Annotated in this window: 14 protein-coding genes; 5 read left to right on the top strand and 9 right to left on the bottom strand. The window is 48.2% G+C overall.

Annotated elements, in window-relative coordinates; all coding sequences use genetic code 11:
* Window positions 1-7: 7 nt before the first annotated feature.
* Window positions 8-1,519 carry a sodium/proton antiporter NhaB gene (gene nhaB / locus TOL_RS08880; protein ID WP_015486987.1) on the bottom strand — a complete coding sequence of 504 codons (1,512 nt, stop codon included), beginning with the start codon at window positions 1,517-1,519 and terminating at the stop codon, window positions 8-10.
* A 254-nt stretch (window positions 1,520-1,773) separates the two neighbouring features.
* Here nhaB and TOL_RS08875 point away from each other — a divergent pair, with 254 nt between their 5' ends.
* Together TOL_RS08875 and TOL_RS08870 are read left to right on the top strand one after the other, a co-directional pair.
* Window positions 1,774-3,414 carry a FimL-related protein gene (locus TOL_RS08875; RefSeq protein ID WP_015486986.1) on the top strand — a complete coding sequence of 547 codons (1,641 nt, stop codon included), beginning with the start codon at window positions 1,774-1,776 and terminating at the stop codon, window positions 3,412-3,414.
* Window positions 3,401-4,042 (top strand): hypothetical protein, encoded by a 642-nt coding sequence (locus TOL_RS08870; RefSeq protein WP_015486985.1) that lies wholly within the window; start codon window positions 3,401-3,403, stop codon window positions 4,040-4,042. Before TOL_RS08875 ends, TOL_RS08870 begins: the two co-directional genes overlap by 14 nt.
* 69 nt (window positions 4,043-4,111) lie before the next feature.
* Here TOL_RS08870 and TOL_RS08865 read toward each other — a convergent pair whose 3' ends face one another.
* On the bottom strand, window positions 4,112-4,426 hold the full coding sequence (locus tag TOL_RS08865; protein ID WP_015486984.1) for an SCP2 sterol-binding domain-containing protein: 315 nt from the start codon (window positions 4,424-4,426) through the stop codon (window positions 4,112-4,114).
* Between the two features lie 298 nt (window positions 4,427-4,724).
* Between TOL_RS08865 and sohB the strand changes: the two genes are divergently transcribed.
* Together sohB and TOL_RS08855 are read left to right on the top strand one after the other, a co-directional pair.
* Window positions 4,725-5,789: a protease SohB gene (gene sohB, locus TOL_RS08860; RefSeq protein ID WP_015486983.1), complete on the top strand. Its 1,065-nt coding sequence runs from the start codon at window positions 4,725-4,727 to the stop codon at window positions 5,787-5,789.
* Between the two features lie 13 nt (window positions 5,790-5,802).
* Complete coding sequence (locus TOL_RS08855) at window positions 5,803-6,795, top strand: YhdH/YhfP family quinone oxidoreductase (protein ID WP_015486982.1); 993 nt, start codon at window positions 5,803-5,805, stop codon at window positions 6,793-6,795.
* A gap of 106 nt (window positions 6,796-6,901) precedes the next feature.
* Here TOL_RS08855 and TOL_RS08850 read toward each other — a convergent pair whose 3' ends face one another.
* The 6 genes from TOL_RS08850 to metH form a co-directional block, all read right to left on the bottom strand.
* Window positions 6,902-8,062: a cation:proton antiporter gene (locus TOL_RS08850; protein WP_015486981.1), complete on the bottom strand. Its 1,161-nt coding sequence runs from the start codon at window positions 8,060-8,062 to the stop codon at window positions 6,902-6,904.
* A gap of 126 nt (window positions 8,063-8,188) precedes the next feature.
* The gene (locus TOL_RS08845; RefSeq protein ID WP_015486980.1) at window positions 8,189-8,638 is read right to left on the bottom strand and encodes a DUF934 domain-containing protein; all 450 of its coding nucleotides are present in this window, start codon (window positions 8,636-8,638) and stop codon (window positions 8,189-8,191) included.
* The gene (locus TOL_RS08840) at window positions 8,622-10,298 is read right to left on the bottom strand and encodes a nitrite/sulfite reductase (protein WP_015486979.1); all 1,677 of its coding nucleotides are present in this window, start codon (window positions 10,296-10,298) and stop codon (window positions 8,622-8,624) included. Before TOL_RS08840 ends, TOL_RS08845 begins: the two co-directional genes overlap by 17 nt.
* A 124-nt stretch (window positions 10,299-10,422) precedes the next feature.
* Window positions 10,423-11,202, bottom strand: coding sequence for a glycerophosphodiester phosphodiesterase family protein (locus TOL_RS08835; protein WP_015486978.1), 780 nt, complete (start codon window positions 11,200-11,202; stop codon window positions 10,423-10,425).
* 22 nt (window positions 11,203-11,224) lie between these two features.
* Complete coding sequence (locus TOL_RS08830; protein ID WP_015486977.1) at window positions 11,225-12,604, bottom strand: MATE family efflux transporter; 1,380 nt, start codon at window positions 12,602-12,604, stop codon at window positions 11,225-11,227.
* Window positions 12,604-16,323: a methionine synthase gene (gene metH / locus TOL_RS08825; RefSeq protein ID WP_015486976.1), complete on the bottom strand. Its 3,720-nt coding sequence runs from the start codon at window positions 16,321-16,323 to the stop codon at window positions 12,604-12,606. The genes TOL_RS08830 and metH overlap by 1 nt, the downstream gene beginning before the upstream one ends.
* Before the next feature lie 148 nt (window positions 16,324-16,471).
* Between metH and nfuA the strand changes: the two genes are divergently transcribed.
* Window positions 16,472-17,062 carry a Fe-S biogenesis protein NfuA gene (gene nfuA / locus TOL_RS08820; protein WP_015486975.1) on the top strand — a complete coding sequence of 197 codons (591 nt, stop codon included), beginning with the start codon at window positions 16,472-16,474 and terminating at the stop codon, window positions 17,060-17,062.
* Between the two features lie 138 nt (window positions 17,063-17,200).
* On the opposite strand, the gene TOL_RS18325 is transcribed toward nfuA, so the two are convergent.
* Entirely contained in the window at window positions 17,201-17,503 is a 303-nt protein-coding gene (locus TOL_RS18325; protein ID WP_015486974.1) for a PilZ domain-containing protein, read from the bottom strand.
* Between the last annotated feature and the right edge of the window lie 21 nt (window positions 17,504-17,524).

Below are 17,524 nucleotides of genomic sequence, written 5' to 3'. Positions count from 1 at the left end.
AACCAGCTTAGAGTAGGTGGGTTACCGCAAGGTAACCTACCCCTGTCATTACGATGGTGTAAGGCAAAGCCATAATAACCATCTTGCCGTACGATAATCGAATTAGCGGTGCGATAGCTGAAGTTAGCAAGAACAAAAAGGCTGCTTGGCCGTTAGGCGTTGCAACGCTTGGCAAGTTAGTGCCCGTGTTAATCGCCGTCGCTAAATGATCAAACTGCAAGCGAGTAATGTTGCCAGCAGCATAAGCTTGATGAACTTCGGAAATATACACCGTCGCCACGAATACGTTATCGCTGATCATGGATAGCAAGCCGTTAGCTAAAAAGAATACGCCCGGCTGAGCTTCGCGGGACACGTTATCAGTGTTTAAAATCCAGTCGATAATAGGTGTGAATAAATGCTGGGTGTGGATTACACCTACAACAGCGAAAAATACAACCAATAAGGCAGTGAAGGGCAAAGCTTCTTCAAAGGATTTACCGATTTGATGTTCTTCAATGATGCCATTGAATGCCGTTAGTAAAATAATAACAGCCAAACCAATCAAGCCAACCTCGGCCAAATGCAGCGCCAAACCAGCGACTAAAAACAGTGCCACTGCACCTTGCAGCCAAAGTTGCGCAATACGCTTTTGAGGCATGTCTTTATTTTGTTCTTCATTAAAGTGTTGAAGAATGCGGCGGACGTTATCTGGCAGTTCAGCGCCATAGTCAAACCATTTGGTTTTTTCGAGTAGGACACACGTGAGCAGCCCCATAAACAACACAGGCATACTGACAGGAGCCATTTGCACGAAGAAATCAATAAAGCTCCAATCAGCCACATCGGCAATGAGTAGATTTTGTGGCTCTCCCACCATAGTGCATACGCCGCCGAGCGCCGTACCAACAGCACCGTGCATTAATAGGCTACGCAGAAATGAGCGAAAGGTGTCTAGATCCTGACGGTGAATTTCTTTTAAATGGACATCATCACTGTGGTCATGGCCGGCATTAAATTCCTTATCGCTGGCGACGTGGTGGTAAACGCTATAAAAGCCAACAGCAACACTGATCAATACGGCTGTAACTGTCAGCGCATCAAGGAAGGCCGAAAGGACTGCTGAAACGATACTGAATAGTAATGACAGGACAACCTTGGAACGAACCCCAAGCAATATTTTAGTGAATAGAAACAGCAGCAAGTCCTTCATGAAGTAAATGCCGGCAACCATAAACATCAGAAGAAGGATGACGGGGAAGTTTGCCAATGTTTCTTTATAAACGACTTCAGGCGTTGCTAAGCCAAGGACAACGGCTTCGATGGCCAATAAGCCACCGGGTTGAAGCGGGTAACACTTTAATGCCATTGCTAGGGTAAAAATAAACTCTAGGATAAGCACCCAGCCAGTAACGACAGGCCCTAGGGTGTTTACTAAAACTATATTGGCTAGCAAGAATGCAAGTATGGTTTTCTTGTACCAGACGGGCGCATTCCCTAAAAAATTGCTGACAAATGCGCCAGAAAGAGTGGTTGGCATATCAATATCCTTGGTTGTACGGAATTGTAACGTGGGCAGCAATGTAATCAGTTTTAATGCAAAAGCAACTGAATCCCAATTTTGAGGTCTCAAAATGAACCGAATAGGTCAGGTTCAAGCCCGTTTGTCAGAATTGCTCATAATTACCACGTATAGTGAGTATAGTTGAGAGAATAGGCTATCGCTAAAAGGCTTCACGCTTTTGCTGTGCTGCCGTTAGAATGGCCAAAACGATAACAATGATAAGAAGTATCATGGCTGAAATTACGACAGGAAATGACATCGCCCAGTTTGCCGCCTCTTTGCATCTGGTTCGTGCGGAAGTCGATAACGCCCTCGATCACGCCTCGGCTCAGCTCGACGCGTACGCCAATGGCGGCGGTAAAGAAAGTCTTAGGACTTTTCTGGAAGAGATACAACAGCTACGCGGCACCTTTAAAATGCTGGATTTTCGTGCGGGCGAGCGTCTGTGCGAGGAAATAGCTGAGCTTGCTCGCTCTTGGCGTAGCGATGAAGTGTCCCCCACCATCTTAGGTGCGTACACTCAAGCAGTGGTGTATCTGAAGCAATATATTGAGTTGGTTGTTGATGACAAGCTGGTTTCGCCTAGCTTGCTGATTCCAACAATTAACTTGTTACGTCGTTCACGTCACGAAAGGCCACTGCCAGAAGCTTACTTCTTTTTAGTGAATTTACGTCCTCGTATCGAAACACCGCCTGCGATATCGGGTACATCGATATCGTATCGTCGTGTTCGCCAGTTGCTGCAATTAGGCATGTTGGGCTTAATTCGTGGCGCTGGCCGCCACGGACCAATGCAAATTATTTTGCGCGCTATTGTTCGTGTGGAAGAGGATGCTCGAGGCACTCCATCTTGGTCATTCTGGCTGGTTGCTAAAGCTGCGGTTGAAGCACTTGGTCAGCCAGCCTTTGAAGTTACTAATCAGCGTATTTCTCTGCTGGGAGTTCTTGATCGGCAAGTGCGTCGAATTCAACAGTCAGAAGGCGCGGCCTTACAAGAGAAGCTACCTGACTGGGTATTGAAAGAACTTCTCTATCTGGTTGCTTTGGCAGAACCAGATTCTGAAGCTGTAATCACTGTTCAAGAAAAGTTTCAGCTATCCGGCACAGTTCGTGAGCTTCAATTGGTTGAATCGCGCCGCAACCTTATCGGCCCAGACCATTCGGCGATGTTGTCTTTTGCGCGTGCGCTACAAGACGAAGTTGAAAGTCTGAAAGACATTATAGATCGCAATCAACGCAACCCAGATATGGCGGTTGATGATGCTGAACTGGTTGAACGTCTTGATCGTATCGCTGATACCTTGGCAATGGTTAACATGTCAGAAGCGGCTCAGCGTGCCGAAAGTTTAGTCGCCATGATCCGGAAAGGTTCGCCAGAACTGAACCATCTTGCCGATGAAGTTATTCGTATTGAGCAAGATATCTACACATTGACTCATAAGGTTGGTGCAGATAATGGTCAGGTGATTGATCAAGTAACGTTAAACGAGGGTCGTATCAGTATTGTTGCTGAAGCCGTGACAGCGCTGGTGATGGTTAAGCGCGCAGTGGCTTCATATTTAGATACCGGCGATAAGTTGCATGTTCAAAATGTTGGTAAAAGCTTGCATGATGTCGGCGGCGCAGTCTTATTTTTAGAAAAGCCCATGTTGCGTGATATTTTATTAGAACTTGAAGGCTTTATCGTCGCCAACGTATTGGAGTCGCGTCAAGCGCCTCAGCAGCGCCAGCTAGAAGCATTTGCAGACTCGGTAACGGCGATTGAATACTTCCTCGATACGCTCAATGGTCCATCGGCGGGCGCTGACGAAGCGATTCGTCTGGCTACAGAGAGTTTGAATTACTTACGAGAACCACATGTTGCAGGGTAGTCTCACTACAATATCAACCATTGCCATCGTGATCGCGTTAGTCGCGATTGTGCTCTTATGGAGCGGCAAAGGTTGGTTTACTCAGTGGTTGAAGGGTACTGTGGGCTTTTTATTATTAGCCGCATCGGTATGGACCATTCTGCTGCTGTGGGATTTGTGGACTTATCGGGCGGTTGTGGCGGAACATCCGTTAGCAACCGTCAGTATTTACGAAATTGCTGATCAGGAGTATGACCTGACCTTAGTTGATTCTGATGGCAATGAGCAGCGTTTTAAAATTCTCGGCGATCAATGGCAATTAGACGTTCGCTTGCTGGTGTGGAGTGGTCCATTGCTTGGTTTAGGGTTTGAGCCTCTATATCGTTTGGATCGTTTGTCTGGTCGTTACTTATCGTTAGAGCAAGAGTTGTCCGCACCGCGAACAGTATATTCTCTGTCTGAACCTAAGCCGTTTGATGTTTGGAATGCTATTCGCAATTATGACTTATGGCTGGATGCCGAATTTGGTAGTGCGGTGTACATGCCGCTGCTGAATGGCGCCGTATACGGTGTTCATCGAACATCAAAAGGTTTGATTGCTCGTCCGCTGAATGACGTTGCAGAGTCGGCCTTGCTCGGTTACTGGTAGAGATTGATATTAGATTATAAAAAAAGGGCCGCAACACTGAGTGTTGCGGCCCTTTTTTGTTGTTAGCTATTAAGCTGGGAACAATTCGCCCAGTTTGGTTGCTAACATCATGTCGCCTTCAACGCGCAGTTGACCAGACATGAAAGCCATCATGCCGTCAGTTTCGCCAGAAGCGATGCCTTTGAACGTTTCGCTGTTCATGATCAGGGTAACGTTAGCATCATCAGATTCGCCTTGAGCTACTGCACAAGTGCCGTCTTTAACGATCAGGTGATACGTGTCAGCATCTTCGATATTGAATTGGAAGATCAGATCCAAACCAGCAGCAGCGGCAGGATTGAATTTTGCATTCATTTGTTCAATGATTTCAGCAGCAGATGACATAAGGTTTTCCTATAGTTTGCTTCATTAAACAGGAGATCAGCTGAGATGTTACAGAGTTCAGCATCCTGTTATGACAACGTCTGTAGTCAGACTGCACAACTCTATGTTTCCTCTCAAAATGTGTCAACGAAAATTCATACGATTGTTTGATTTAACCCGTTAAGACAGTTGGGTTTGCGATCAACGGCTGAATTACGCGATTGCGCATGAAACAATTAGTTTCGGCTGTTCTTGAACTTGTACCCAGCTGCGGTTCGGTTATGCTGGCGGACTATTTGCATTTATAAAGGGTTTGAATGTGGAATTCCTAGCCGAGTACGGTTCATTTTTACTAAAGGTTGTTACCTTAGTTGTCGCGGTTCTGATTTTAGTCGGCGGTATTGTGAGTATCGCTGCACGGAATAAGAAGTCATCGGACGGCGAGTTGGTTATCAAAAAGGTCAATGAAGAGCTGGAAGATAATAAAGACCAGCTAGAGTACGCCGTTAGCAGTGAAGGCGAGCTCAAAGCGTTAGAAAAACAACGCAAGAAAGAAGACAAAGAAAAAGAGAAGAAAGAAAAGAAGCTTGCTAAAACAGCACCAGACCCAGCAGTAGCTCGTAAGAAGCGTGTATATGTCATCGATTTTGATGGTGATATTCGCGCTAGCGACGTCGAACTGATGCGCAAAGAGATCACGGCTATTCTTACGCTGGCGGAAAAGAATGATGAGGTTGTCGTGCGCTTAGAAAGCGGCGGCGGCATGGTGCATTCTTATGGATTTGGCGCATCACAACTTAAGCGTATTCGTGATCGTGGCATACATCTTACAGTGTGTGTCGATATGGTTGCTGCTAGTGGCGGTTACATGATGGCATGTTTGGCCGATCGCATCGTTGCCGCGCCTTTTGCCATCATAGGTTCAATTGGCGTTGTCGCTCAATTGCCGAACTTTAGTAAAGTGCTGAAAAAGTACGACGTAGATTATGAGTTGTTTACGGCTGGTGAGTACAAGCGCACCGTTACTATGTTTGGTGAAAATACCGATAAAGCTAAAGAGAAGTTTCAGGCGGACCTGGAAGAAACTCACGATCTTTTTAAACACCATGTTAAACATCATCGCCCGCGTGTTGATATTGAGGCTGTGGCAACGGGTGATATTTGGTACGGCGTTCAAGCTATCGACCATAAGCTAATAGACGAAGTTGGTACCAGCGACGACTATCTAGTTGCTGCTTGTGACAATGCTGATGTCTACACAGTGCGTTATGAATTTAAGAAGACGCTGCAAGAGAAGCTAGGCTTTGCTGTGCAAGTTGGCTTTGAGCGTGCAGTGACTCGTGTATTAACTTCTTTGCAGAATCAAATGCAAAGCAAAGGCTAAATAAGGATTGAATATGACCTTCCTCGCATATCGCGTGACTGAAACTGAATCGGGAATGACTGCCACTTGGGAGTCGCGCGAAGATGATCAACTGCCAGCTGGTGACGTTTTGATCGATGTTCAGTACTCGTCGGTTAACTATAAAGACGCGTTGTCCGCGAGCGGCAATAAGGGCGTTACTCGTGCGTTTCCGCATACCCCGGGTATTGATGCTGCGGGCGTTGTGGTTAGCAGTACGGATGCTGCTTTTAAAGCTGGTGACGAGGTAGTTGTATTTGGTTATGACCTAGGTATGAATACTGAAGGTGGTTACGGCCAACGCATTCGTGTTCCTAGCGCTTGGGTCTTGGCTAAGCCTGCCGGTATATCAGCAGCTGAAACAATGGCTTGGGGGACGGCTGGCTTTACCGCGGCTCTTAGCGTACAGAAATTAGAACGCGCAGGCATGCAGCCAAGCAAGGGACCTGTGATTGTGACTGGCGCTACCGGTGGCGTAGGCTCTGTTGCTGTCGCTTTGCTCGCTAAGCTTGGTTATGACGTGGTGGCGTTGTCGGGTAAAGCTGAGCAAGAAGCTTGGCTTAAAGAGCTGGGCGCTAATCGTGTGATAGGGCGCGATGAAGTCATGGCGCTGAAAGGAAAAGCGATGGCCAAGCCTCTGTATCAGGCGGCACTAGATACGGTGGGAGGAGATATGGTTTCGGCCTTGATCCCACAAATTATGCCAGAAGGTGCAGTATCAACTTGCGGCATGATTGCAGGCGTTAAAGTTGAGGCAAGCGTATTCCCATTTATTCTTCGTGGTGTCAGCCTTCTAGGCGTCGACTCAGTGGAAATTCCGCAGGCAGAAAAGCAACTCGTGCTGAATAAAGCGGCTGCAGAGTGGAAGCTAGCGGGCTTAGAAACAATGACCACAAATGTCGCGCGCAGCGAGCTTGCTGGTATATTAACCAAAGTACTCAATGGCCAAGGTGTGGGTCGTTATCGTGTTGATTTAAACGCCGAATAACGACGAGGCATTTTTGTTTTAAATCTCGTTCTATCTCTTTTCAAACCAACCTACAGAGAAATATCCCAGCTGTAGGTTGGACTTGAGCCTCAGTAATATCTCGCCATTAATCTCGTCTAAGTTTATCGCTAACAGCAATTGGGTTGGGATAGCTGAACACCACTATATAGCTCGAAATTACGAAAGTGACGATGGCTGTTGCTTGTATGAGTAGTGAACCCTGTTCGCTCAACAGTTGACTTTGCAGCGCGACAAAAGCCACCAGTAGCGAGAATTCGCTGATCTGGCCCAATCGAAAACCTACATCCCAGGCAAGTTGCGGGCGCTCGCTCAAATTACCGAGTAGGTAGCGGAAGCTTATCGGTTTGATAATCAACACCGCTGCCGCTAATACTAAGGCTGGTAGCCAGACATCCCCCAGCAAACCAAAGTTTACTCCGGCACCTAAGGTGAAGAAGAACATCACGAGAAAGAAGTCCCGTAAAGGTTTTAAGCTAATGGCGATGAATTGCGCGATGGGGCTCGTCGCAAGGGTGACGCCAGCAATGAAAGCACCAATCTCATGGGTTAAACCAACCAGTTTCGCGCCTTCAGCGACGGTTAAGCACCAACCGATAGCAAGTATGAATAAGTATTCGTGATAGCGGTCAAAGCGCATGATTAGCGGCAGTAAGACCATCTTTACAATCAAGTAACAGCCCACGGCTAGCAGTGGCAATGCCACAAACGGCTGCCATACCGGCATGCTTGAGTTGCCTTCTAAAACGCCGAGTAAAATAAGCGTGAAAATAGCGAGCATATCTTGGATTAGCAATAAGCCAATCATCAGTTCGCCGACGTGTTTATGATGCAGCACGGTGGTTGGCAGTAACTTTAAGCCAATGATGGTGCTCGAAAACATAAAGGCGAGGCCGACGATAATGGCGTCCATCTCGCTAAAGCCAAATGCAAGTGTGAGCCCAAAGCCTGCGGCAAAGAAAATGGCAGAGCTGGCGAGTGCAACCAGCATGGCTTTCTTCAGAACCGCAAAAAGGGCCGATGGCTGCATATCGAGGCCAAGTAAAAAGAGTAAGAAGATAATGCCAATATGAGCCATATCGGTCAGCGCGTCAGGGTGTTCTATCCAGCCCATTCCAAAAGGACCAGCAATCGCGCCAAGAGCGATATAAGCAATAAGAACGGGTTGGCGGGTGTATAACGCAATGGTCGCTAGCACCATGGCACCGGCGAAAATCAAAAAGAACGAAAAAACAATGTCTTGCTGCATGTAGCTCCCTGCGTAAGACAGTTAGTTTATAGAATAAGAGAGTATGGCAGACGCAGAAGAGAATCCATGTAATCGTTATGAATAACGACTACATGGATTGATTAGGCAGCTTTGATAACTGGCTAATTAACGACGACGGAACAGCGGACGCTGATCTGCTACGTCATTTTGATAACAAACAGAGAAGGTGCCGAATGCCGCCAAGGCAACATCGACTTCCTGATCATCGCGTAAAGCAAAGGTGTCGAAGCCACAACGCTTCATGAAGAAGAGCTGATCTATCAATACGTCACCCACTGCACGCAATTCGCCAGTATAGCCATAGCGTTCACGCAGCAAGCGCGCCGCTGAGTAGCCACGGCCATCGCTGAACTTAGGGAAGTTAATGCTAATGCTCGCGAACGCTTTGCTGTCAGCACCGATTAAATCGGCGGTATCGCCGCTGTCGAGAAACAGATGAAGGGCCTCACCTGAAGACAGCAGCGCATCTTTCTCTTCTTGCCATTGAGTCAGCGTAATCGTGTTCAAAGTGGCGTCGTCAGCCAGTTTGGCTTGGGTGTTAAGCAGCTTTGCCATAGACGGCCTCCTTGAATGAATCGTGACCAATACGACGGTATGCTTCTAGGAAGCTTTCTCCATCAATGCGTTGAGCTACATAGAAGTCGAGTACTTTGGCAATGACATCAGGCATATCTGCACGTGCAAACGAAGGCCCGAGGATCTTACCAATAGATGCTGATGCATCACCGGCGTTACCGCCAGAATTGCCACCGAGTGATACTTGATAGAACTCTTCACCTTTCTTATCAACACCCAAAACACCGATATGGCCAATGTGGTGGTGACCGCAGGCATTCATACAGCCTGAGATATTTAGATCGATTTCGCCAAGGTCATGCTGGTAATCAACATCTTCGAAGCGCGCCTGAATGGCTTCCGCAACTGGGATGGATTTCGCATTGGCTAGGGCACAGAAATCGCCGCCTGGGCAGCAGATCATATCGGTTAGCAAACCCAGTGTTGGAGTAGCTAAGCCTAAAGCTTTTAATTTCTGCCATAAACCAAATAACTCGGTTTGTTCAACATCGGGCAGAACTAAGTTCTGTTGGTGAGTAGAGCGCAATTCGCCAAAGCTGTAGTCGTCAGATAACTGCGCAATTTGATCTAGCTGCTCAGCTGTGACATCGCCCGGCGGTGTACCAATTTGTTTTAACGTTAGCGTAACAATGGCGTAACCGGCTTGCTTGTGCGCACGCACGTTGCGACCCAACCAGCGCGCAAACGCTGCGTTTTCTTCGCGCGCTGCAACTAGCTCGGCAGGATCGTTAGTCAAGGCTTTGTACGCAGGATCAACAAAGTGCTTTTTAACACGATTAAGTTCAGCTTGAGTCAGTTTACCTTCACCGCCTTTGATGCGATCCCATTCGTCTTCAACTAGCTCACGCATGCGCTCAATGCCGAGTGCTTTCACTAGAATCTTAATACGGGCTTTGTACTTGTTATCGCGACGACCAAATTGGTTGTAAACGCGAATAACAGCATCTAGGTAGGTCAGCAAGTCTTCTTCCGCTAAGAACTCACGGATTTCTGTTCCTAGGATCGGAGTACGACCTAGGCCGCCGCCAACCAAAACGCGGTAGCCGATTTCGCCGGCTGCGTTTTTAACGATATTGATGCCGATATCGTGCATAGCGATAGACGCACGGTCTTCACCGGGTACGGCGTTGACCGCAATCTTGAACTTGCGCGGTAAAAACGCGAATTCAGGATGGAATGTTGACCACTGGCGAATGATTTCACAATAAGGACGGGGATCCGTAATTTCTTCGGCAATAACACCCGCATACTCGTCGGTAGTGGTGTTACGAATACAGTTGCCGCTGGTTTGCACCGCGTGCATTTGCACTTGTGCTAAATCAGCAAGAATCTGCGGACAGTCCGGCAGGGCTGGCCAGTTGAATTGCACGTTTTGACGAGTAGAGAAATGGGCGTAACCCTTATCGTAATCGCGTGCTACCTTGGCCAATGCGCGCATTTGCGCACTGTTTAGCTGACCATAAGGCACAGCGACGCGCAGCATAGGTGCGTAGCGTTGAACATAAATACCGTTTTGCAAACGCAGCGGTAAGAATTCGTCGTCGGCGATTTTGCCATCTAAGTAGCGCTCCATCTGCCCTTTAAACTGGGCGACGCGCTCGTTCAGCAGTTGCTGATCGTACTCATCATAAACGTACATAATAATCGGTTGCCATTATTGAGTATTGTAATTGCTGCGCACCTTACCAAAGCTTGGCTATCCTGAAAATCAGTATTTTCCTATATTCGTTATCGGAAAAGCCGAACGAATAGGGATTGCTGGCTTAGTGGTGGTCTGTCGGAAGTGGGAGGAGCAATAAGCGCTCGGGATAGTCGGTAAATACTGCTTTTACACCGGCTTTCCATAACTTTTGCGCGGTTTCGTGGTCATTGACCGTATAAACCGCCATGGGGGTTCCGGCGGCATGAATGTCCGCCACGGCCACTGGATCAAAAAAATCCGCAGCAAAGTGCAAACCGGTACTGCCAGTATCTTCTAGGCGTTGTTGCCAATCTCTTGGAATCGCCTCAACGTTCAATGCGCGAGTGATATCGGGTAAATGTTGCTGTGCCGCCGATAGGGCTAGCATATTAAAACTGCTAAATAATAAGGTGTGTTCAAACGGTACTTGCTGCAGGGCTTTGGCCATTGCCCAAACCGTCTCTACTTCGCGGCCAATCGTCGGTTTAATTTCTAGATTCAGGTTTAGCTCTAGTTGGTTCGCTAGGGCTAATAAGTCAGTGAGCGTGAGAATACGCTGATTGGCATAAAAGGGCGAAAACCAACTGCCTGCATCCAGTGTTTTTAATTGTGCTAGTGTTTGCTGAATAACTAAGCCGCGTCCATCCGTGCAGCGATTCACGTCGTTGTCGTGAAATATGACGGCGATGCCGTCTGCCGATATGGTGACATCCACCTCTGCCCAATGAGCGCCTTGCTGCGCTGCCAGCTCAATCGCTGCAGCCGTATTTTCTGGTGCTAAACCGCTAGCGCCTCGATGCGCAATGACGGGGGATAGATGTTGATAAGCGGATGGGTGTTCTGCGGGAAAACGTAATGGCATGAGGCAGGCTCAACAAGTCAGATCATACGCTAATGTGGGCCCAATGGCGCGCGCGCCAAATAAACCCGTAAATTGCCGATAACGTAATACGTTGCAGCGCTTGAAGCAACCAGATTCCAGTGAGTCCATAGCCTAAAACGGGGCCTATGAGATAGGCGAGGGGTAAGAATACTCCCCACTGCATGAGTAAATTTATTTTTAATACTTTGCGGCTCGCGCCTGCTCCTAGGAGTGCCTGGGTTAAGGTAATGGCTGCGACTTCAAGAACGATATTCAGACCTATGATTCGCAGCGGCCACGCTCCTAAAGCAATTAACTCTTTGTCGGCTGTGAATATACGCAGTACCCATTCGGGCGCTATCCACATAGGTAAGCCAAGTAGGCCTAAAATGATAATCGCTACTCGCGCAACATCAATTCCCCAGCGATAAGCGTTCTCTTTGTGCTCTTGCCCTAGCGCTTGCCCAACCAAACTAGCCCCTGCGATACCCAAGCCTACGGCGGGTAAAATGAGCAGTAACTGTAATTGCGTCAGAATATGGCCGATGGCTTGTTCTTTGGTGCCAATCATTCCGATGATCAGGAATAGGCAGCCGGTACCGAGAGCGAATAGCGTCTGCTGAATAGAATTCGGCAGGGCCAAACGACTAAGCTGAAGTAGAGTGCTTTTGGTTGGTAGGCTGAGACTAAATCGTTCTGTATGGTGAAAAAAAGTGACCCAAAAAAAGACCACAGCCGCCAAGGTTGTCGCGACGGCTGTGCCAATGCCAGAACCTACAGTCCCTAGGCCTTGCCATGTGTTTGGGCCGAGAAATTCACTCAGGCCGAACATAAGAAAGTAGCTAACAATCGCGTTGGTTGCGTGCATGAAAAGTAAGATTTTAAGGTAAATCTTTGATTCGCCAATGCCACTCCAGAAACCACGAAAGACAAAGCCCATGCCTACGAATGCCAACGCCGCAGTGCGCCAATCGAAATAAGGAATGGCAATATCTAGAACGGCTTGATCGCGGGTAAAAAGCCCGAGGTAGCTTGGGGATATCCCGATAAATAGCAGAGTAAAGGGTATTCCGACCACGATAGTCAGAAACAAGCCTGCCAACATAGGTTCGGTCATTTGCTGGTAACGCTTGGCACCGAAATGTCGCGATACAATGGCCTGCACCGCAGCGGATAATCCCATCATCATAGAGACAATGATGAAGCTGGCGTAACTGCCAATACCGACCGCTGCTAGCGCCGTGCCGCTAATCCTACCGACTAGCAGCGCATCGATTAAATTGATGACGCTTTGTGACACCATGCCACCGATAATCGGTAAGCCAATGACTAGAATTCGATCCAAACGATCTCTACTTACGCCGCTGGCACGGGTAAGTAGATGTATGGCGCGAGTCGTCATTATCTATCGTAACTAAGGTTAGGCGATAGCCAACGTTCCATGGTGTCGAGTTCCATTCCTTTGCGTTCGGCAATGCTAGTCACCTGATCTTTATCGATCTTGCCTAGGCCAAAGTATTTCGCCTCCGGATGAGAGAAATACCAGCCGCTAACCGACGCAGTTGGATACATGGCGAAGTTCTCGGTGAGATTGACGCCGGTATGTTGCTCAGCATTCAGAAGGCGGAACAAGGTTGCCTTTTCGGTGTGGTCTGGGCAGGCAGGGTAGCCCGGTGCCGGACGAATACCTTTATAGGTTTCTTTAATTAGCTCTTCATTGCTGAGTTTCTCATCGGCGGCATAGCCCCAGATCTCTTTGCGCACAATTTCATGCATGCGCTCAGCAAATGCTTCGGCCAAACGATCAGCCAACGCCTTGATCATGATGCTGTTGTAATCATCGTGGGTTTTGTCATAGCGCTTGGCCAGCTCTTCGGCTTCAATGCCGGAGGTCACCACAAAACCGCCAATGTAGTCTTGCTTAGTACCTTCTGGTGCCACGAAATCTGCCAGTGAATAGTTCGGCTGGGCATTTGGTTTATCGGTTTGCTGACGTAAGTGGTGAAGTATCGCAATTTCTTCACTGCCATCTTCGTTGAATACCACCAAATCATCTGCGCCGCGACGCTGTGCTGGCCATATGCCGACAACGGCGCGAGCATTGAAGAGCTTCTCATCGACGATGCGTTTCAGCATGGCTTGAGCGTCTTTGAAAAGGTTAGTTGCCGCTTCGCCCACCACTTCGTCTTCAAGAATGCGCGGGAATTTGCCCGCCAGCTCCCATGAGAAGAAGAACGGCGTCCAGTCGATGTACTTCACTAAATCGGCTAAGTCGAAATCGCTGAATACATGAATGCCAGGTTTTAGAGGTGCCGGTGGCTGATAATTATCCCAGTCGCCTTGATAGCCTTTGCTGATCGCGGTTTCGTAAGGCAAAAGCGCCTTTTGTTTGCGATTGGCGTTGCGTGCGCGCACTGTTTCGTACTCTTCGCGCAGCTCGGCAATAAAGTCGATCTTAGCTTGTGGATTGACCAGTTTTTGCGCAACACCCACTGCTCGTGATGCATCGGCAACATAAACAGCGATGTCGTTCTTGTATTGTGGCTCGATTTTAACGGCGTTATGGGCCTTCGAGGTGGTTGCACCACCAATCATCAATGGCAAATGGAAGTTAAGGCGTTGCATTTCACGCGCGACGTGAACCATTTCATCCAGTGATGGGGTGATCAAACCAGAAAGGCCAATAATATCGACGTTTTCTTCTTTGGCGACTTTCAGGATTTTTTCTGCAGGCACCATAACACCGAGGTCAATTACCTCGAAGTTGTTACATTGCAGGACCACGCCAACAATATTCTTGCCGATATCGTGCACGTCACCTTTTACCGTTGCCATCAGAATCTTTCCCTGAGTTTCAGACTTGCCGTCTTTTTCAGCTTCGATAAATGGTAATAGGTAGGCAACCGCTTGCTTCATTACGCGCGCGCTTTTAACAACTTGCGGTAGGAACATTTTGCCGGAACCAAATAGGTCTCCGACCACGTTCATGCCATCCATAAGCGGGCCTTCAATCACCTCAATTGGGCGAGCAAACTGGTGCCGCGCTTCTTCGGTGTCTTCAACGACGAAGGTGTTTACGCCTTTTACTAAGGCATGAGTTAAGCGTTCGCGTACCGGAAGATTACGCCATTCTTGAGTTTCTTCTTCTTTGACTGAGCCATCGCCGCGGTATTTTTCCGCAATTTCAAGCATGCGATCAGTACCGTCTTCGCGACGGTTAAGGATGACATCTTCAACACGCTCTTTTAATTCGGCTGGCAGGTCATCGTATACCGCTAGCTGACCAGCGTTAACGATCCCCATGCTCATGCCATTTTGAATGGCGTGATACAGGAATACCGAGTGAATTGCTTCACGGACAGGCTCGTTCCCACGGAACGAGAAGGACACGTTACTGACGCCGCCGGAGATCTTAGCGTGGGGCAGGTTGTCGGTAATGAATTTACAGCTGTTGATGAAATCAACGGCGTAGTTGTTGTGTTCTTCGATACCGGTGGCCACGGCGAATATGTTTGGATCGAAAATAATGTCTTCTGGTAAAAAGCCAACTTCATCTACCAAAATACGATAAGACAACTCACAAATTTCGTTTTTGCGCGCTTCGGTATCGGCTTGGCCTTTCTCGTCGAATGCCATTACCACAACCGCTGCGCCATAGCGCATGCAACGCTTGGCTTTAGCAATAAACTCTTCTTTGCCTTCTTTTAGCGAGATCGAGTTCACAACCGCTTTGCCCTGAATGCACTTAAGGCCGGCTTCAATGATTTCCCATTTAGAGGAATCAACCATGATAGGCACGCGCGAGATATCGGGCTCTGAGGCAATTAGGTTTAGGAAGCGCACCATAGCTGCTTCGGAATCCAGCATGCCTTCATCCATGTTGATGTCGATGATTTGTGCGCCGCTCTCAACTTGCTGGCGGGCAATGCTCAGGGCTTCATCGTAATCTTCATTGATGATCAGACGTTTGAATTTGGCGGAGCCGGTGACGTTGGCACGTTCGCCGACGTTAACGAACAAGCTAGTTTCGTCGAAGTTAAATGGCTCTAGACCACTTAAACGGCACGCCGGTTTGATGTCCGGAATCACGCGCGGCTTGTGTTTTTTAACAGCATCAGCAATGGCTTTGATGTGCGCCGGAGTCGTGCCACAGCAACCGCCGATGATGTTTAAGAAGCCACTGGAAGCGAACTCTTCAACGATAACCGCCATGTCTGCAGCTGACTGGTCGTATTCACCAAATTCATTCGGCAAACCCGCATTGGGGTGTGCAGAAATGAAGGTTGAAACCTTATTCGATAATTCTTCGATATGTGGACGCAGCTCTTCGGCGCCTAGCGCACAGTTTAAGCCGATGGTTAAAGGCTTAGCATGAGCGACTGAGTTCCAGAAGGCTTCTGCTGTTTGACCGGTTAGTGTACGGCCACTGGCGTCGGTAATAGTGCCAGAAATCATGATCGGCAACTCTTCGCCGCAGCGCTCAAACACTTCCTGCACTGCAAATATCGCTGCTTTAGCATTCAGTGTATCGAATACCGTTTCGATCAAAATAAGATCGGCACCGCCCGCCATTAGGCCTTCGGTTGCTTCAATGTATTCTTCTACCAATTGATCGAATGTAATGGCGCGGTAGCCGGGGTCATTCACATCAGGAGAAATTGAGGCCGTTTTACTGGTTGGTCCTAAAACCCCAGCCACGTAGCGTGGAATACCTGTTTCAGCTTCAACTTCTTCCGCCACACGACGCGCTAGGGCGGCGGCTTCACGGTTAAGTTCGACCACTAAGTCTTGTAGGTGGTAGTCGGCTTGAGAAACACGAGTTGAGTTAAACGTGTTGGTCTCAACAATATCGGCACCGGCCATAAAATATTGGCGATGAATACCGGCTATGATTTCAGGCTGAGTCAGTACCAATAGGTCGTTATTGCCTTTCACTTCTTGGTGAAGGTCGGCAAAGCGCACACCACGATAGTCTTTTTCTTCAAGCTGGTGCGACTGAATAAGCGTCCCCATGCCGCCGTCAAGAATATGGATGCGCTCAAGCATATTGCGTTTCAATTGCGCGATTCGGGCTTGGCGTAGTTCAGTGAGATTGGCAGACATAGGCTTAAGCTGACTCATGGTAACGGTTCAATATTTAAACGATGTAAAAAAGGCGACGAATTGTAGCAGAGCCAGAACAGGTTGTCTTACCCAACTGTTTTGCTAGGGTATTTCGTAGAAGGCGTCGAATCAGGTACAATGCAGGCATTATTTAGAGGGGTACCACATGACAACTTACGTAACCATTACTCCGGATGCAGAAGAGTACTTGGCATCGCTGCTCGACAAACAGAGCGTACCGGGGATGGCTGTTCGTATTTTCATCACCCAGCCAGGGACTCGCCATGCAGAAACTTGCCTAGCTTATTGCCGACCTGAAGAGGTTAGCGCAAATGATGTCATCCAAGAAATGGCTAAGTTGCTTGTGTATGTTGAAGCGATGAGCATTCCTTATTTGGAAGAGTCGTTGATTGATTTTGCTAAAGATCGCATGGGTGGTCAGCTAACCATCAAGGCGCCAAACGCCAAGATGCCGAAAGTGAATGCCGATAGCCCAGTCGAAGAACGCATTAATTATTTGTTGTACACCGAAATTAATCCAGGTTTGGCCGCTCACGGTGGCGATGTCAGCTTGGTTGAGTTTACTGAAGATGGTGTTGCGGTTTTGAAGTTTGGCGGCGGTTGTCAGGGCTGCAGTGCGGTCGACATGACCCTCAAGGATGGGGTTGAGGCGAGTTTGATTGCTAAGATCCCAGAGATCACTGCGGTGCGTGATGTCACCGATCATACGAAAGCGGACAATGCTTATTTTAAATAAGCTCTACTGCGAGTGAAAATGTAGTGCGAAAAACCGGCAATAGCCGGTTTTTTTGTTTTTGCGCGGATTATTAGCTTACAAAGCCATTACCCAATGATACCTACGGTAACAGTTGGGTAATGACTCTAGTTGCGAGTTCTACAGAAAGCTCTCTATCACCGCACCTGTGCGGTATTCGCTATCAGAGATGGACTCGTGTCGGCAAAGTTTGATTTTTGCTGACAGCGGCGCCACGGGGCCACCACAACTGCTGAGACACAGTTCAGCTGAAGCACCCAATGGAAGCGGCTTATCACTCTGCAATTGCACGCCGCAGCTACTTAGATCTAAGCAGGTTAGGTCGATTTCTTCACCGCTGCTTAAGCGGAGGCTGGCGGGGGCGTCGATTTGCATACGAATGAAATGACGTTTTTCTTGATATTGGCGGGCGTTATAGCTCATGCAATAGCTCCTGATAGGATG

The organism is Thalassolituus oleivorans MIL-1, from assembly GCF_000355675.1.
Lineage (GTDB): Bacteria > Pseudomonadota > Gammaproteobacteria > Pseudomonadales > Oceanobacteraceae > Thalassolituus > Thalassolituus oleivorans.
Note: the sequence above shows the minus strand (reverse complement) of the source record. Positions and strands in the feature narration are given on the sequence as shown.

What these genes read in the sequence shown, in the direction of transcription:
- TOL_RS08875 (WP_015486986.1), top strand. Translation starts at nt 1,774, where the DNA reads ATGGCTGAAATTACGACAGGAAATGACATCGCCCAGTTTGCCGCCTCT.
- TOL_RS08835 (WP_015486978.1), bottom strand. Translation starts at nt 11,202, where the DNA reads ATGCCATTACGTTTTCCCGCAGAACACCCATCCGCTTATCAACATCTA.
- TOL_RS18325 (WP_015486974.1), bottom strand. Translation starts at nt 17,503, where the DNA reads ATGAGCTATAACGCCCGCCAATATCAAGAAAAACGTCATTTCATTCGT.
- TOL_RS08855 (WP_015486982.1), top strand. Translation starts at nt 5,803, where the DNA reads ATGACCTTCCTCGCATATCGCGTGACTGAAACTGAATCGGGAATGACT.
- metH (WP_015486976.1), bottom strand. Translation starts at nt 16,323, where the DNA reads ATGAGTCAGCTTAAGCCTATGTCTGCCAATCTCACTGAACTACGCCAA.
- TOL_RS08845 (WP_015486980.1), bottom strand. Translation starts at nt 8,638, where the DNA reads ATGGCAAAGCTGCTTAACACCCAAGCCAAACTGGCTGACGACGCCACT.
- nfuA (WP_015486975.1), top strand. Translation starts at nt 16,472, where the DNA reads ATGACAACTTACGTAACCATTACTCCGGATGCAGAAGAGTACTTGGCA.
- nhaB (WP_015486987.1), bottom strand. Translation starts at nt 1,519, where the DNA reads ATGCCAACCACTCTTTCTGGCGCATTTGTCAGCAATTTTTTAGGGAAT.
- TOL_RS08840 (WP_015486979.1), bottom strand. Translation starts at nt 10,298, where the DNA reads ATGTACGTTTATGATGAGTACGATCAGCAACTGCTGAACGAGCGCGTC.
- TOL_RS08850 (WP_015486981.1), bottom strand. Translation starts at nt 8,062, where the DNA reads ATGCAGCAAGACATTGTTTTTTCGTTCTTTTTGATTTTCGCCGGTGCC.
- TOL_RS08830 (WP_015486977.1), bottom strand. Translation starts at nt 12,604, where the DNA reads ATGACGACTCGCGCCATACATCTACTTACCCGTGCCAGCGGCGTAAGT.
- TOL_RS08865 (WP_015486984.1), bottom strand. Translation starts at nt 4,426, where the DNA reads ATGTCATCTGCTGCTGAAATCATTGAACAAATGAATGCAAAATTCAAT.
- TOL_RS08870 (WP_015486985.1), top strand. Translation starts at nt 3,401, where the DNA reads ATGTTGCAGGGTAGTCTCACTACAATATCAACCATTGCCATCGTGATC.